At 60.6% G+C, this 15,368-nt stretch carries 12 protein-coding genes; 6 read left to right on the forward strand and 6 right to left on the reverse strand.

The annotated features are described in order from the left end of the window. Nucleotides 1–210 precede the first annotated feature (210 nt). Nucleotides 211–1,284 (forward strand): LacI family DNA-binding transcriptional regulator, encoded by a 1,074-nt coding sequence (locus PI91_RS09570; RefSeq protein ID WP_039266030.1) that lies wholly within the window; start codon nucleotides 211–213, stop codon nucleotides 1,282–1,284. Here PI91_RS09570 and PI91_RS09575 read toward each other — a convergent pair. The 4 genes from PI91_RS09575 to PI91_RS09590 form a co-directional block, all read right to left on the reverse strand. Then, nucleotides 1,281–2,537 carry a DUF1479 domain-containing protein gene (locus PI91_RS09575; protein WP_025912884.1) on the reverse strand — a complete coding sequence of 419 codons (1,257 nt, stop codon included), beginning with the start codon at nucleotides 2,535–2,537 and terminating at the stop codon, nucleotides 1,281–1,283. The two genes, PI91_RS09570 and PI91_RS09575, sit on opposite strands and share 4 nt — an antisense overlap. Nucleotides 2,538–2,688: 151 nt before the next feature. Then, a complete protein-coding gene (locus tag PI91_RS09580) occupies nucleotides 2,689–3,504 on the reverse strand; it encodes a Cof-type HAD-IIB family hydrolase (protein WP_008501192.1) in 816 nt (271 codons plus the stop codon). A 166-nt stretch (nucleotides 3,505–3,670) separates the two neighbouring features. Beyond that, entirely contained in the window at nucleotides 3,671–6,103 is a 2,433-nt protein-coding gene (locus PI91_RS09585) for a formate C-acetyltransferase/glycerol dehydratase family glycyl radical enzyme (protein WP_039266032.1), read from the reverse strand. 4 nt (nucleotides 6,104–6,107) lie between these two features. After that, nucleotides 6,108–7,007, reverse strand: a complete 900-nt coding sequence (locus tag PI91_RS09590) for a glycyl-radical enzyme activating protein (RefSeq protein ID WP_039266034.1) — start codon at nucleotides 7,005–7,007, stop codon at nucleotides 6,108–6,110. Nucleotides 7,008–7,136: 129 nt separating this feature from the next. On the opposite strand from PI91_RS09590, the gene fsa reads away from it, so the two are divergent. Next, nucleotides 7,137–7,799 carry a fructose-6-phosphate aldolase gene (gene fsa, locus PI91_RS09595; protein WP_008501195.1) on the forward strand — a complete coding sequence of 221 codons (663 nt, stop codon included), beginning with the start codon at nucleotides 7,137–7,139 and terminating at the stop codon, nucleotides 7,797–7,799. A gap of 85 nt (nucleotides 7,800–7,884) precedes the next feature. Here fsa and moeB read toward each other — a convergent pair whose 3' ends face one another. Together moeB and moeA are read right to left on the reverse strand one after the other, a co-directional pair. Then, nucleotides 7,885–8,637, reverse strand: coding sequence for a molybdopterin-synthase adenylyltransferase MoeB (gene moeB, locus PI91_RS09600; protein ID WP_023343645.1), 753 nt, complete (start codon nucleotides 8,635–8,637; stop codon nucleotides 7,885–7,887). 1 nt (nucleotide 8,638) lies between these two features. Continuing rightward, nucleotides 8,639–9,871 carry a molybdopterin molybdotransferase MoeA gene (gene moeA, locus PI91_RS09605; RefSeq protein WP_039266035.1) on the reverse strand — a complete coding sequence of 411 codons (1,233 nt, stop codon included), beginning with the start codon at nucleotides 9,869–9,871 and terminating at the stop codon, nucleotides 8,639–8,641. A 187-nt stretch (nucleotides 9,872–10,058) separates the two neighbouring features. Between moeA and iaaA the strand changes: the two genes are divergently transcribed. The 4 genes from iaaA to gsiC are packed head-to-tail and all read left to right on the forward strand — an operon-like array spanning nucleotide 10,059 to nucleotide 15,368. After that, on the forward strand, nucleotides 10,059–10,997 hold the full coding sequence (gene iaaA, locus PI91_RS09610; protein WP_025912889.1) for a beta-aspartyl-peptidase: 939 nt from the start codon (nucleotides 10,059–10,061) through the stop codon (nucleotides 10,995–10,997). A gap of 11 nt (nucleotides 10,998–11,008) precedes the next feature. Continuing rightward, the gene (gene gsiA / locus PI91_RS09615; RefSeq protein WP_039266037.1) at nucleotides 11,009–12,880 is read left to right on the forward strand and encodes a glutathione ABC transporter ATP-binding protein GsiA; all 1,872 of its coding nucleotides are present in this window, start codon (nucleotides 11,009–11,011) and stop codon (nucleotides 12,878–12,880) included. Between the two features lie 23 nt (nucleotides 12,881–12,903). Next, nucleotides 12,904–14,442 carry a glutathione ABC transporter substrate-binding protein GsiB gene (gsiB, locus tag PI91_RS09620; RefSeq protein ID WP_023292928.1) on the forward strand — a complete coding sequence of 513 codons (1,539 nt, stop codon included), beginning with the start codon at nucleotides 12,904–12,906 and terminating at the stop codon, nucleotides 14,440–14,442. A 5-nt stretch (nucleotides 14,443–14,447) separates the two neighbouring features. Continuing rightward, nucleotides 14,448–15,368: a glutathione ABC transporter permease GsiC gene (gene gsiC, locus PI91_RS09625; protein ID WP_039266038.1), complete on the forward strand. Its 921-nt coding sequence runs from the start codon at nucleotides 14,448–14,450 to the stop codon at nucleotides 15,366–15,368.

Genomic DNA, 15,368 nt, shown 5'->3' on the forward strand with positions numbered 1-15,368 from the left:
GCTTATAATGCTTAAGTTGCTATACAACTAGTATGGAAGCTGTGTGACAAGTTCACCTTAAGGAAGAAAATGAGTGGGCAAAAGTGGATTTTGTGCAAAATTTCTCATAACCGACGAAAACACTCTGGCATGATGGCATTCATGTCAGTTATTGCCTGATAAACACGCTATGAAAATTTTTTCATTTCGCAAATGGAGCCAGATCACAAAATGGACAAAAGGCTAAAAATCACCGAAATCGCGGCCCGCACGCAGCTCTCCATCAGCACCGTGTCGCGGGTGCTGGCGGGGAAAGCGAATACCAGCGAAAAAGCGCGTGCAAAGGTGCTGGCGTGCGCGCGCGAGTTGGGGGTAATGGACGGCATGGCGGCCGGGCGTCTGCTGCTTAACAGCCTGGTGGTTTTTGCCCCGCAGCGCGCCTTCGACGAGCGGTCAGACATCTTTTACTACCGCGTGATCCAGAGCGTGAGCAAAGCCCTTGCCTCCCACGAGGTCCGGTTGCGCTACTGCGCGCTGGAGGAGAACGACAGCGACGCCCAGCTGTTTCTGACGCGGATGAACGAGCCGGACACCCAGGCGGCCATTCTTCTCGGTATTGACGATCCGCATATCCACGATCTGGCGGTAGACGTGGGCAAACCCTGCATGCTGATTAACTGCCGCGACCGGCACATGCGTCTGCCTGCCGTTGCGCCGGATCACCGCGCCATCGGCGAGCGGGCGGCGGAGTACCTGTTCGAGATGGGACACCGCGAGGTGATGAACGTGCTGTGCCTGCGTCGCTACACGATGGAGCTGCGCCTGTCGGGGATCCGCGACGCGTGGCAGTCCCACAACCTGGCGTTCAACGACAAGCGCGATCTGCTGGTGGTGCCGAGCTTCAGCGCCAGAGAGACGGAGCAGCTGGTGAGCGATTGGCTAAATCATCAGCAGGGAAAAGACCTGCCGACGGCGTTCCTGGTTGGCGGCGACTTTATGGCGGCGGGCACCATCAGCGCCTTACAAAACCACGGCCTGCGCGTGCCGCAGGACGTCTCGGTGATGAGCATCGACGGCTTTAACCTGGCGGCGATTCAGGATGTTCCATTAACGGCCGTGCATGTTCCCCGCGATGAGCTGGGAACGGAAGCGGTACACATGCTCCAGCAGCGGCTCATGCGACTGGACGCGCCGGTAGGCACATTGCTGCTGAACGGCACGCTGGCCGTGCGGGAATCGGTACGGCGGATACGTCAGGGGAAACGACGCACCGCCGTGGAGCGGGAAGGGCTGTACGACAGCTAGACCATGCCCAGCGCGCGTTTGCCGTGGATGTTGAGATCGTTCACGGTAAAGCGGTCCTGCCAGGTTTTTTCATAATCCTCGCGCGGGAAGTCTCCCGGCGACGCGCCGGTTTCCAGCGCTTCCTTGACCTTCTTCGCGTAGGCGAGGTTTTTCTCGCACATCGGTGCGGCGGGGATGTACATCACGTTGCCCCAGCCCTGCTGATCTTCCACCGGCGCGACGGAGTGGATCACATCGCAGTGCCACCACACCGAATCACCCGCCTCCAGCGCAGGAATGCTGGTCAGCGCCTCGATAAGCAGCGGGTGCCACTTCTCGGAAACCGGCAGCACGCGCCCCGGCGCCACGCCGCACAGCTCGTCTTCCGGCACGTCGTCCAGCAGCGGACGCAGCAGAATATACGCCATTGCTTCCGGGATCGGCACCACGTGCAGCAGCCCCTGGCCGGGGATCATGTCCGACAGCGCCGTCCAGCCCTGGAAGGTGCGGAACACCGAGCATTTGGTGGTGTTATCGACGGTATACTCTTCCACTTCGGTACGGTGCGCGGCGTTCCACGGGTCGTACTTGTCGACGTTGCCGTCAAACACGCGGGCGAAAACCTGCTGGTATGCCGGCAGCAGCCAGCGCTCCAGCGCGCCGGAGTCGGTATGCGCGCCGAGTCCTTTCGAGGTGGTTCCCGGCGGACGGCGGCGGATACGATCCGGGTAAATCACGCTCACGTCCGGGTCGAACCACTGCTTGCCGTTGCTCTCGAACGTCCATAAGCGGTTCAGGAACGACTGCACCTGCGCCATCTCTTCACTCTGACGCGCCTGCATTTGCGCCTGCGACCAGTAGATCGGGTAAATCTCCGGACGGGAAGCGCTCAGGGTGCCGAAGAAGTTATCGCCTGGCCCTTTGTACACCTCGTCAAACTTGTTCAGATCGAGGTAGTCGAGCATCGACTGATCCCACGCCAGCGCCTGCTCGCGCGGGAAGTGACCTTTAATCACCGCGCAGCCGCGGCGCTTAACGGCCTCGCGCTGTGCGTCGGTAATCGTGCCGTTTTTCACATCGTTAAACGGAATCACCGGCCAGACGGATTCACCTTTATTTTTAAGCGCGTTAATTTCCGCCACGCGGGTGGCAATGCTGTCGCTGAGCTTGTTGAACACCGCCTGCACGTCGCCGATCTGCGCGCGTAACTCACGTTTCAACTGACGGATTGCCGCTTTGTGATCCGCTGGCAAGGTTTCACTGGTAAAGGTCATAACTGCCTCGCATCTTTCATTCGAAAGTAAAAGTGTCTACAAGTGATACTTTAAGTTAAAAATAAGTTAATGCAAGTTTAAAAACTTGACCTGCGCCACAGGACGGGAAAATGAGTGAGGGTGCCGGAGCAGGGCTCCGGCGAGAAGAGGATCAGGCGTCGAACGGGGAATGGTTGTCGAGCACGGCCTGAATGACGTTCAGCGCGCCGTGATGGTTGTTGTCATCGGTGCTGTAGCGGCTGATTTCTTTGATGCTCTCTGCCGCGTTGCCCATCGCAAAGGAATATTTCACCAGCTTCAGCATCTCGGCATCGTTTCCGCTGTCGCCAATCGCCACGCACTCTTGCGGAGAAATTTTCCAGCGCTTCAGCAGACGGCTGATGCCGTTCGCTTTGTGCAGGCCGGGGATAATCAAATCGACAAAGCCAAAGCCGCTGGTGACCGGCTTCATGATGCCGTCCAGCGAGACGTGCAGCTTATCCACCAGATTAGGAATATCGCTGTCCGGCAGGTTCAGGGAGAACTTAAACAGCACGTCGTCAATGTCGCGGTAATCGCTGATGCGCTTTAAGCGGTGGTAGTGCTTTGACATTAGCGCCACGAACGCGTCCGGCGCTTTATCGCTGACGTAGGCGCTCTCCAGCCCGCAGGCCACGAAGTTCAGCCCTTTGTCTTTCAGCAGTTCGCCAATCACGATCTGCGATTCATGGCGGGTCAGCTCGCCGTGAAAAATCTGCTCGCCGCGATCGAACACCAGCGCGCCGTTTTCCGCCACGAAGGAGATCCGATCTTTAAGCTCCGGAAAGAAGGAGATGAGCTGGTAATACTGGTTGCCGCTGGCGACGACAAATTCAATGTCGCGGGCTTTAAGCTGTTCAAACTGTGCCTGGAAGCGGTCACGATCGTACTGCTTGGCATCATCAAGGAAAGTTCCGTCCATATCGGTGACGATAACTTTAACGGTCATACTGTGCTCCTGGGTCACTGCGTTTTGAAACATTCTAATAACAAGGTGACGGGGAGCACAAATTTAATTTCGAATGAAAGTCAGAAAGCCGGGTGGCGGCTTCGCCTTACCCGGCCTACGGGGAGACTCTGTAGGCCCGGTAAGCGCAGCGCCACCGAGCGTTTTCTTACAGCGTATGCTCAGTACGGGCGATAATATCGTCCTGCGCATCCGGCGACAGGGCGGTGAAGAACGCCGAGTAACCCGCGACGCGCACTACCAGGTCGCGGTACTGGTCCGGGTGTTTCTTCGCCTCCAGCAGCGTTTCGCGCGAGACGATGTTGTACTGAATATGCCAGCCCTTATGCACCTCGAAGAAGGTGCGCAGCAGCACCATCAGCTTCTGGCGATCGCTGTCGTTTTCCAGCGTCGACGGGTTCAGCTTCTGGTTCAGCAGCACGCCGCCGAGAATCGCTTCCGTCGGCAGTTTGCCCACCGAGCCAATTACCGCCGTCGGGCCGAGGTGGTCCGTACCCGAAGCCGGGCTGGCCCCTTCCGCCAGCGGGGTATGCGCCTTACGTCCGTCCGGTGTCGCCATCGTCGCCGCGCCAAACGGCACGTTCGCGGAGATGGAAGAGGTGCCCGCGTAATAGTTACCGCCAATCGGGCCGCGGCCGTAGCGCGGGTTATGGTACTGCTTCAGCTCCTCAATATAGGTCTGATAGGCGCGGGTCAGCAGCATATCCACGCTGTCGTCGTCGTTGCCGTACTTCGGCGCGCCGTTGATCAGGCGCTGGCGCAGCTGCTCGTGGGTCAGTCCGTCGAAATCATCGGCCAGCGCCGCCGCCAGCTGCTGCTGGCCGATGACGCCCTGTTCGAACACCAGCTTCTTCACCGCCGCCAGGCTGTTGCCGAGGTTGGCGATGCCCACCTGCAGGCCGGACACCCAGTCATACTTCGCGCCGCCCTGCTTGATGCTTTTCGCGCGCTCGATGCAGTCGTCCACCAGCGCCGAGCAGAGAATATCGTGGACGTTCTCCTCCAGCATGGTGTCTACCACGTACTCAATCTCGATGGATTTGCGGGTGTAGTAGCGGATCTGGGTATCCCACGCCGCCATCACCTCCTCGAAGTTATCGAAGTTACCGGCAGAGAGGGCTTTCTCCTGCGGCAGGAACACCTTGCCGCTGGTGGCGTCGCGGCCGCCTTCCAGCGCGGCCAGCATCACGCGGGCGAAATTGATGAAGCTCATGCCGGTGCAGCGATAGCCCCACTTGCCGCCTACCGCGGTTTCGATGCAGCCAATCGCCGCGTAGTCGTAGGCGTCGTCGCGCTCAACGCCGAGCTTGATGAATTCCGGAATGACGATTTCGTCGTTGTTAAAGGCAGGCATCCCGAAGCCGCAGCGGATCACCTGCACGCAGGCGTCGAGGAAGTCGTTGCTCATCCCCGCGTGGTAGCGCACGCTCAGGTTCGGCTGGGTGGAGCGCAGGCGACCGCAGGATTCCAGAATCGCGTAGGAGAGCGGGTTCACCGCGTCCATCGGCTCACCGTTAACCAGCTTCTGGCCGCCGATGGTGACGTTCTGGTACAGCGGGCTACCGGCGGAAGCCTTCGAGTGCGAGCCGGAGCGGATCTTGTTCACTTCCAGCAATTTCAGCCAGCAGCTGTGCAGCAGCTCGATGGCGTGCTCGCGGTCCAGGCTCTGGTTCAGCTCCACGTCGCGGCGGTAGTACGGATAGAGATACTGGTCCATACGCGCGAAGGAGACGGAGTGGCCGTTGGACTCAATCTGCAGGATCAGCTGAATGAAGTAGCACAGCTGCAGCGCCTGCCAGAAGGTTTTTGCCGGCTCGTGGGCAATCACGTCGCAGTTTTCCGCCATTGCCAGCAGCTCGTCGCGGCGGCTTACGCGGGTTTCGGTGGAGGCCATTTCACGCGCCAGTTCGGCAAAGCGTTTGATGTGCAGGCTCACCGCTTCCAGCACGATATCGATCGCCTTCAGGAACTGGTCGCCGTGCAGGTCTTCCAGCACCGTCAGGTTGATGCGCGAGCGGCGCTCGGCCACTTTGGCGCGCAGGCCGTCGAGACCTTTCTCCAGCACCAGGGGGAAGTTCACCGCCAGGTGCGCGTCGCCGGAGGTCATGTTGCCTTCGGCTTTGATGATGCCGGTTTCCAGCAGGCCTTTCTGCTCGTCGGTGAACATGCCGTAGCAGCGATCCTGCACCGTCTGGCCGCGCCACCATGGGCAGATCTCATGCAGCACGCGCTTGTTCTCTTCGCTCACCGCAAAGCCCGCGCCCGGACGGTCCGCCAGATCGTCGATCTCTTTCTCAATCCAGGAGACGGTGTATTCCGGGAAGATCGGCGCGGCGCGCACTTCGCTTGCCTGGTTCCCGATGATCAGCTCGTCGTGCTTGATCCAGATGGTACGCTTGGCCAGGTGATGCGCCAGCGCCAGGGCGCGGCGCACCGGGATCGGCTTGTCCATGTGCTGCTGGTACATTTCGGTGTAATGCTGTGCGCGCTCGGTGCAGACCGGCGGCTTCACGATATGCACCAGGGCCGTTTTGTGCGCCTTAATGCGCTCGCTGAGGGTGTTGAGATTCAGGGTGGTCATAGGTTTATCCTCGTAAGGTCGCGGTTAACCCTTTCTGGCAGGCGTACTGCTGCGCGAAGTCCAGCAGGGCAGGGTTATCCAGCGGTTTGTCAGGGGCAGAGTAGGGTTGGCCGAGCAGGGTGTATTTGTTCATGCCCAGCGTGTGATACGGCAGAAAATGAATATCGTCGACGCCGAGTTCATCGGCAGCGAAGTTGGTAATGGCGGTGATGGAGGCTTCATCCGCGTTGAAGCCCTGGATCAGCGGCACGCGGATGGTGATCGTTTTCCCGGCGGCGGCCAGGCGCTTCAGGTTGTCCAGGATGCGCTTAGCCGAACCGTCCGTCCACTGCTTGAAAACGTCTCCGTCGACATGCTTCAGGTCGGCGAGGAACAGATCGACGTACGGTAATGACGGCTCGATATAGTGCCACGGCACGTGAAGGCAGGTTTCGACGGCGGTGTGGATACCCTGGTCATGGCTGGCTTTAAACAGCGCGTGCGCCAGCTCCGGGTTCATAAACGGTTCGCCGCCGGAGAGGATGATCCCGCCGCCGCTGCGGTCGTAAAAGGGTTTATCGCGCAGTACGGTCGCCATGATCTCCTCGACCTGCTGTTCTTCGCCGCAAACGGTCAGCGCCTGCGTCGGGCAGCAGTCGGTGAGGGCATCAAGCGTCTCTTCACTCAGCTTTTCGCGGTGGATGACCAGGCCATTCAGCGCGCGTTCGATGCAGCCCGGTGCCGCCTGCTGGCACAGGTCGCAGCCGTCCAGGCACAGACGCGCATCAAACAGCACGTCCCGGCTGCGGGAGCGGCTTTCCGGGTTCTGGCACCAGCGACAGCCCAGCGAGCAGCCTTTCAGGAACACCACGGTACGTATACCGGGGCCGTCGTGGGTAGAGTAACGCTGAATATTGAAGATCATGTTTTTCGCCTCTCATCTTGCATATGAAGATTAAATTACTTTCGAATGAAAGTTATCTTGATGCAGGTCAACTCTTGAGCAGGTTTTGTCGTGATAGGGTAAGTGCAGGCTAATTTTGAGGGTGACATCATGGAACTTTATCTCGACACATCTGACGTTGCGGCAGTCAAAAAGCTGGCGCGTATCTTCCCGCTGGCTGGCGTGACCACCAACCCAAGCATTGTGGCGGCCGGTAAAACGCCGCTCGACGAACTGCTGCCCGCGCTGCACGACGCGCTGGGCGGCAAGGGCCGTCTGTTTGCGCAGGTAATGGCAACCACCGCCGAAGGGATGGTGGAAGACGCGCGTAAGCTGCGCGCCATCATTAACGATCTGGTGGTGAAAGTGCCGGTGACCGCAGAAGGGCTTGCGGCGATCAAGATGCTGAAGGCGGAAGGGATCCCGACCCTGGGCACGGCGGTCTACGGTGCCGCGCAGGGGATGCTGTCCGCGCTGGCGGGGGCGGAGTATGTGGCCCCTTACGTTAACCGCGTGGACGCGCAGGGCGGGGACGGGATTCAGACCGTAATTGAGCTGCAACAGCTGCTGACGCTGCACGCGCCGCAGTCAAAGGTGCTGGCCGCGAGCTTTAAAACCCCGCGTCAGGCGCTGGACTGCCTGCTGGCAGGCTGCGAGTCCATCACGCTGCCGCTGGACGTGGCGCAGCAGTTTATTACCTCTCCGGCGGTAGACGCAGCGATTGTGAAGTTTGAGCAGGACTGGCAGGGGGCGTTTGGACGGACGTCCATCTGACGCGGTTGCCGGGTGGCGCTAACGCTTACCCGGCCTACGTTCGAGCCGTCGTAGGTCGGGTAAGGCGACGCCGCCACCCGACTTTTTACTGACTACACACCTCACACCCCGGGTTACGCATCAGCTTCATCTCGCGGAACTGGCAGGTCATCGCGTCATACATCACGATTTTCCCCGCGGCGGGCGTGCCGTAATTCGTCAGCACCTTGATCGCTTCCATTGCCTGCAGTGAACCAATCACGCCGACGAGCGGCGCCATCACGCCCGCCTCAACGCAGGTCAGCGCATTCTCGCCAAACAGACGGCTCAGGCAGCGGTAGCAGGGTTCACCCTCGGCGTACGTGAAGACGCTGATTTGCCCCTCCATGCGGATCGCCGCCCCGGAAACCAGCGGCGTTTTATGAGCAAAACAGCCCGCGTTGAGCTGATTACGGACGGTGACGTTATCGGTGCAGTCCAGGACCAGATCGTGCCGGGCAATCTGCGCGGAGAGCGCGTCGTCATCCAGCATTGCGTCAATCAGCGTGAACTGAACGTGGGGGTTGATACGCGCCAGCGCCGCTCTGGCGGATTCCACTTTCGGCTGGCCCACCGTCGCGTCGCTGTGCAGCGTCTGGCGCTGCAGGTTGGACACCGATACGGTATCGAAATCCAGCAGCGTCATGCTTCCTACGCCCGCCGCGGCAAGGTACTGCGCGGCGGCGCAGCCCAGCCCGCCCAGCCCGACGACCAGCACGCTGGCCGCCTTGAGCGCTTCCTGACCTTCGAAATCAAACCCGCGCAGCACAATCTGGCGGTTGTAGCGCATCATCTCCGGGTCGCTCAGCTCCACCGTCATGTCAGCCTCCGAACAGGTGGTTAAAGCGCTCGACCTCAACCCATTCGCCGGCTTCCACGTTGCCGCGCTCGCGCTCCAGCACGATGAAGCAGTTGCCCAGACTGAAGGAGCTGAAAATGTGCGAGCCCTGATGTCCGGTGGTGCTCACTTCGAGCTCGCCGTCCGCACCGCGCGCCAGAATGCCGCGCTGGAAATCGAGGCGGCCCGGCGATTTTTTCAGCCGCGTGGCGGCACGCACGCGCAGGCGCTCCGGCAGCGGGCTGGCCTTGTTGCCGGAAAGCTTCGCCAGCAGCGGGATCGCCAGCTGGTAGAAGGTCAGCGCGGCGGAGACCGGGTTACCCGGCAGGCCGCAGAACCAGCTGTGTGGAAGCTTGCCAAACGCGAACGGTTTGCCCGGCTTGATCGCCAGCTTCCAGAAGGCGATTTCGCCCAGCTCTTCAAGCAGGGTTTTGGTGTAATCCGCTTCGCCCACGGAGACGCCGCCGGAGCTGATGACCACGTCGGCGGATTTATCCGCCTCGATAAACGCCGCGCGCAGTTGTTCCGGGTCGTCTGGAATAATGCCGAGGTTAATCACGTCGCAGCCCAGCTGCTCCAGCATCAGGTGCACCGCCAGGCGGTTGGTGTCGTAAATCTGGCCGTCCTGCAGCGGCTGGCCCGGAAGCTGCAGTTCGTCTCCCGTGGAGAAAACGGCGACGCGCACTTTGCGGATAACGTCAACTTCCGCGATGCCGAGCGAGGCCAGCACCGGCAGCTCCGCCACCGTCAGCCTTTGCCCGGCGGCAAAAACGGTCGCGCCGAGGGTGATGTCTTCGCCCGTGCGGCGGATGTTCTGGCCCGCTTTGACGCTGGCGGTAAAACGCACGCCGTCGTCGGTCTGTTCGGTCTCTTCCTGCATGACGACAGCGTCGCAGCCAGCCGGAACTGGCGCGCCGGTCATGATGCGCACGCAGGTGCCCGCAGGCCATTCGCCGCTAAACGGCTGACCCGCAAAGGCTTTACCCGCCACTGGCAGGGCGTTACCCGTCTGGAGATCCGCCAGGCGTACCGCGTAACCGTCCATCGCGGAGTTATCAAACCCCGGCACGTTGAGCGGGGAGACGATATCGCGTGCGGCAATACGGCCAAAACAGCGCACGAGGGGCAGCGTCTCAACGTCATGCAGCGGGGAAACTCGGTCAAGCATCTGCGTGAGTGCCGTCTCAAGCGGCATCAGTCCGGCGGTAAAATCCATGGTGGGCTCCTGCGGAGTAACAACGAAAGCGTCCATTATGGCAGAAAAGTGCGGCTAACTGTATGACCGGAGGGTGTACGCTTTACATCACTGTTACGTCTTTCTATATTCAAAAATCATCTGAAGTTTCGTCGACGATAATGATATTTATAGAAAAAGCCGCAAAACAGGCTAACGGGTGATGCGAATGGTTAAGGCGGTAATCGCAATTCATGGCGGGGCCGGGGCAATCACCCGTGCACAGCTCACTCCTGAGCAGGAAAAGCGCTACATCGACGCGCTGTACGCCATTGTCGAAACGGGCCAGAAAATGCTGGAAGCGGGCGAGAGCGCGCTGGACGTGGTCACCGAGGCGGTACGCCTGCTGGAGGAGTGCCCGTTATTTAATGCGGGGATCGGTTCGGTCTTTACCCGGGATGAAACCCACGAGCTGGATGCCTGCGTCATGGACGGTATCTCCCTGAAAGCGGGGGCCGTGGCAGGCGTCAGCCACCTGCGTAACCCGGTGCTGGCCGCGCGTCTGGTGATGGAAGAGAGCCCGCACGTGCTGCTGACGGGCGCGGGGGCGGAGAGGTTTGCCTTCGAACACGGAATGGAGCCGGTATCGCCCGATCTGTTTTCCACAGAGGCGCGCTATCAGCAGCTGCTGGACGCCCGTTCGGCGGGCATGACGCAGCTTGACCATACTGCGCCGCTGGATGAGCGCAGCAAAATGGGCACGGTCGGCGCGGTGGCGCTCGACAAAGCGGGCAACCTCGCGGCGGCAACCTCCACGGGCGGGATGACCAACAAGCTCCCCGGACGCGTGGGCGACAGCCCGCTGCCGGGCGCCGGCTGCTATGCCAATAACGCGACGGCGGCGGTGTCGTGTACCGGCACCGGGGAAGTCTTTATTCGTGCCCTTGCGGCCTACGACATCACCGCGCTGATGGATTACGGCGGTTTAAGCCTCAGCGAAGCCTGCGAGCGCGTGGTGATGGAGAAACTGCCTGCCCTGGGCGGCGTCGGCGGACTCATTGCTGTGGATCGTGAGGGCAACGTGGCCCTGCCGTTCAACAGTGAAGGCATGTACCGCGCCTGGGGCTATGCCGGCGATGAGCCGAGCACGGGGATCTATCGTGAATAAGGGGGCAGCGCGTGCCGCACAGTGAAGAGCTGGACAACCGCGAAGTGCTGGCTGTCCATCAGCTGAATATTGCGTTTCAGGAAGAGCGGCAGTTCATCCCCGCAGTACAGAATTTATCGTTTTCGCTCAGGCGCGGCGAGACGCTGGCGATTGTTGGCGAATCCGGCTCCGGGAAATCGGTCACCGCGCTGGCGCTGATGCGCCTGCTGGAACAGACGGGCGGGCAAATCAGCAGCGAGAAAATGCTGCTGCGCCGCCGTAACCGTCAGGTCATTGATTTAAACGAGCTGAGCGGCGCGCAGATGCAGGGCGTGCGCGGGGCGGACATTGCGATGATCTTTCAGGAGCCGATGACCTCCCTGAACCCGGTGTTCCCGGTCGGGGAACAAATTGCCGAGTCCATCCGCCTGCATCAGGGGCTAAGCGGCGATGAGGCGCTCAGGGAGGCCAGACGCATGCTGGAGCTGGTGCGCATTCCGGAGGCGCAGGCCATCCTGGGCCGCTACCCGCATCAGCTTTCCGGCGGCATGCGCCAGCGGGTGATGATTGCCATGGCGCTCTCCTGCCGTCCAGCCGTGCTGATTGCCGATGAACCGACGACGGCGCTGGACGTGACGATTCAGGCGCAGATCCTGCAGCTCATCAAGGTGCTGCAGCAGGAGATGGAGATGGGGGTGATTTTCATCACCCACGATATGGGCGTGGTCGCCGATATCGCCGATCGGGTGCTGGTGATGCACAAGGGCAGCGCGGTGGAAACCGGCCCGGTCGAGCAGATTTTTCACGCGCCCGCGCATCCTTACACCAAAGCGCTGCTGGCGGCGGTTCCGCGCCTGGGGGCGATGAACGGCAGCTATCTGCCGCGTCGTTTTCCGTTGATTTCCCTGGAGGCGTCTGAGCCGCAGGAGGAGGAACGCGAGCAGGACACCGTGGTGCCGGGCAAGCCCATTCTGGAAGTGCGCAATCTGGTCACGCGTTTTCCGCTGCGCAGCGGCGTACTGAACCGCGTAAAGCGCGAAGTGCACGCGGTGGAAAACGTCAGCTTCGACCTCTGGCCGGGCGAAACGCTGGCGCTGGTAGGGGAGTCCGGCTGCGGTAAATCCACGACCGGGCGCGCGTTGCTCCGTCTGGTGGACGCGCAGGAGGGGAGCATTACCTTTAACGGCGAGCGCATTGATACCCTTCCTGACAGCAGGCTGCAGGCGGTGCGGCGGGATATTCAGTTTATTTTTCAAGATCCGTATGCCTCCCTCGATCCGCGACATACGGTGGGGTATTCGATCATGGAGCCGCTGCGGGTGCATAACCTGCTCGACGGCGAGGCGGCGCAGCGTCGCGTGGCCTGGCTGCTGGAGCGCGTTGGCCTGAAGCCGGAACACGCCTGGCGTTATCCGCACGAGTTTTCCGGCGGGCAGCGGCAGCGTATCTGCATCGCCCGCGCGCTGGCGCTGAACCCAAAAGTGGTGATTGCGGATGAATCCGTCTCGGCGCTGGATGTCTCTATCCGGGCGCAAATCATCAATCTGCTGCTGGATTTACAGCGGGATATGGGGATCGCCTTCCTGTTTATCTCGCACGACATGGCGGTGGTTGAGCGCATCAGCCATCGCGTGGCGGTGATGTTTATGGGGCAAATCGTGGAAATCGGGCCGCGAAGGGCGGTATTTGAGAACCCGCAGCACCCGTACACCCGCAAGCTCATCGCGGCGGTCCCGGTCGCCGATCCGGCGCATCGTCACGGCCAGCGCGTGCTGTTGCAGGATGAAATGCCGAGCAATATTCGTAAACGCGGCGAGGCCGTGGAGCGCGTGGCGCTGCGTGAGGTCGGTCCGGGTCATTTCGTGGCTCCCCCGCGTCAGGACAATGCCTTTTCGCGGTTATAACTTTCAACAGGCAGGAGAACATAATGGTTACATTTGTAGCGCGTAGATGGTTGTTAGCCGCGAGCGTGACGGCAGCCCTGGCCGCTGCCCCCGCGTTCGCTGCCAAAGATGTGGTGGTCGCCGTCGGCTCTAATTTCACCACGCTGGATCCGTATGACGCTAACGACACGCTCTCCCAGGCGGTGGCGAAATCGTTCTACCAAGGCCTGTTTGGCCTGGATAAAGAGATGAAGCTTAAAAACGTGCTGGCGGAGGGGTACACCGTTTCGGATGACGGGCTGGTGTACACCATTAAGCTCAAAACCGGGGTGAAGTTCCAGGACGGCACCGACTTTAATGCGGACGCGGTGAAGGTAAACCTGGATCGCGCCAGCAATCCTGAGAACAGCCTCAAGCGTTATAACCTCTATAAAAACATCGCCAAAACCGAGGTGGTCGACCCGGCGACGGTAAAAATCACCCTGAAAGAGCCGTTCTCCGCGTTTATCAATATTCTGGCGCACCCGGCGACGGCGATGATCTCCCCTGCCGCGCTGAAGAAATACGGCAAGGAGATCGGCTTCCACCCGGTCGGTACCGGTCCGTACGAGCTGGTCACCTGGAATCAGACCGATTTTGTGAAGGTGAAGAAATACGCGGGATACTGGCAGAAAGGGCTGCCGAAGCTGGACACCATCACCTGGCGTCCGGTAGTGGATAACAACACCCGTGCGGCGATGCTGCAAACCGGCGAGGCGCAGTTTGCCTTCCCGGTCCCGTACGAGCAGGCCGCCATTCTGGAGAAAAACAGCAAGCTGGAGCTGGTCGCCAGCCCGTCGATCATGCAGCGCTACATCAGCATGAACGTCACGCAAAAGCCGTTCGATAATCCGAAGGTGCGCGAAGCCATTAACTATGCCATTAACCGTCAGGCGCTGGTGAAGGTCGCTTTTGCGGGCTATGCCACCCCGGCCACCGGCGTGCTGCCGCCGGCTATCGCGTATGCGCAAAGCTATCAGCCGTGGCCGTACGATCCGGCCAAAGCGCGCGAGCTGCTGAAAGAGGCGGGCTATCCGAACGGCTTTAGCACCACGCTGTGGTCGTCGCATAACCACAGTACCGCCCAGAAGGTGCTGCAGTTTACCCAGCAGCAGCTGGCGCAGGTGGGGATTAAGGCGCAGGTTACCGCCATGGATGCCGGACAGCGTGCGGCAGAGGTCGAGGGGAAAGGGCAGAAAGAGAGCGGGGTGAGGATGTTCTACACCGGCTGGTCGGCCTCGACGGGTGAAGCCGACTGGGCGCTGTCGCCGCTGTTTGCCTCACAGAACTGGCCGCCAACCCTGTTCAATACCGCGTTCTACAGCAACCCGCAGGTGGACAAAGACCTGGCCGATGCGCTGAAAACCACCAAACCGGAGGAGAAAGCACGCCTCTACAAGGACGCGCAGGACATCATCTGGAAAGAGTCGCCGTGGGTGCCGCTGGTGGTGGAGAAACTGGTGTCAGCCCATAACAAAGCGTTGACCGGGTTCTACATCATGCCGGATACGGGCTTTAGCTTTGACGATGCGGATTTAAAATAACGCCCATGCTGAACTATGTTTGTAAACGCCTGCTGGGGCTTATCCCGACGCTGCTGATTGTGGCGGTGCTGGTGTTTTTGTTTGTCCATATGCTGCCGGGCGATCCGGCGCGTCTGGTTGCCGGGCCCGAAGCGGATGCCACGGTCATTGAGCTGGTGCGTAAACAGCTGGGTCTTGACCAGCCTCTGTATATGCAGTTTCTGCACTATATTGGCAACGTTCTGCAGGGTGACTTTGGTATCTCGATGGTGTCGCGTCGTCCGGTGTCGGAAGAGATCGCCACTCGCTTTATGCCCACGTTCTGGTTAACGATAGCCAGCATGAGCTGGGCCGTGGTGTTCGGACTTGGCGCCGGGATTGTGGCGTCCGTCTGGCGTAACCGCTGGCCGGACAAGCTCGGCATGGCGCTGGCGGTGACCGGCATCTCCTTCCCGGCGTTCGCGCTGGGGATGCTGCTGATGCAGATCTTCTCCGTTGAGCTGGGCTGGCTGCCCACCGTCGGGGCCGATACCTGGAAGCATTACATTCTGCCCTCAATGACGCTGGGGGCTGCCGTGTCGTCGGTGATGGCCCGCTTTACCCGCGCCTCGTTCGTTGACGTGCTGAGCGAAGATTATATTCGCACCGCGCGGGCGAAAGGGGTCAGCGAGAAGTGGGTCATCCTCAAGCACGGGTTCCGCAATGCGATGATCCCGGTGGTGACGATGATGGGGCTGCAGTTTGGCTTCCTGCTGGGCGGCTCTATCGTGGTGGAAAAGGTCTTCAACTGGCCGGGGCTGGGACGTCTGCTGGTCGATTCCGTCGAGATGCGCGACTATCCGGTGATTCAGGCGGAAGTCCTGCTTTTCTCGCTGGAGTTTATTCTTATCAACCTCGTGGTGGACGTGCTCTACGCCGCCATTAACCCGGCCATCAGGTATAAGTAA

Origin of the sequence: Enterobacter sp. FB (assembly GCF_000805795.1) — a bacterium.
In the GTDB taxonomy this organism is placed as follows: Bacteria; Pseudomonadota; Gammaproteobacteria; order Enterobacterales; family Enterobacteriaceae; genus Enterobacter; species Enterobacter roggenkampii.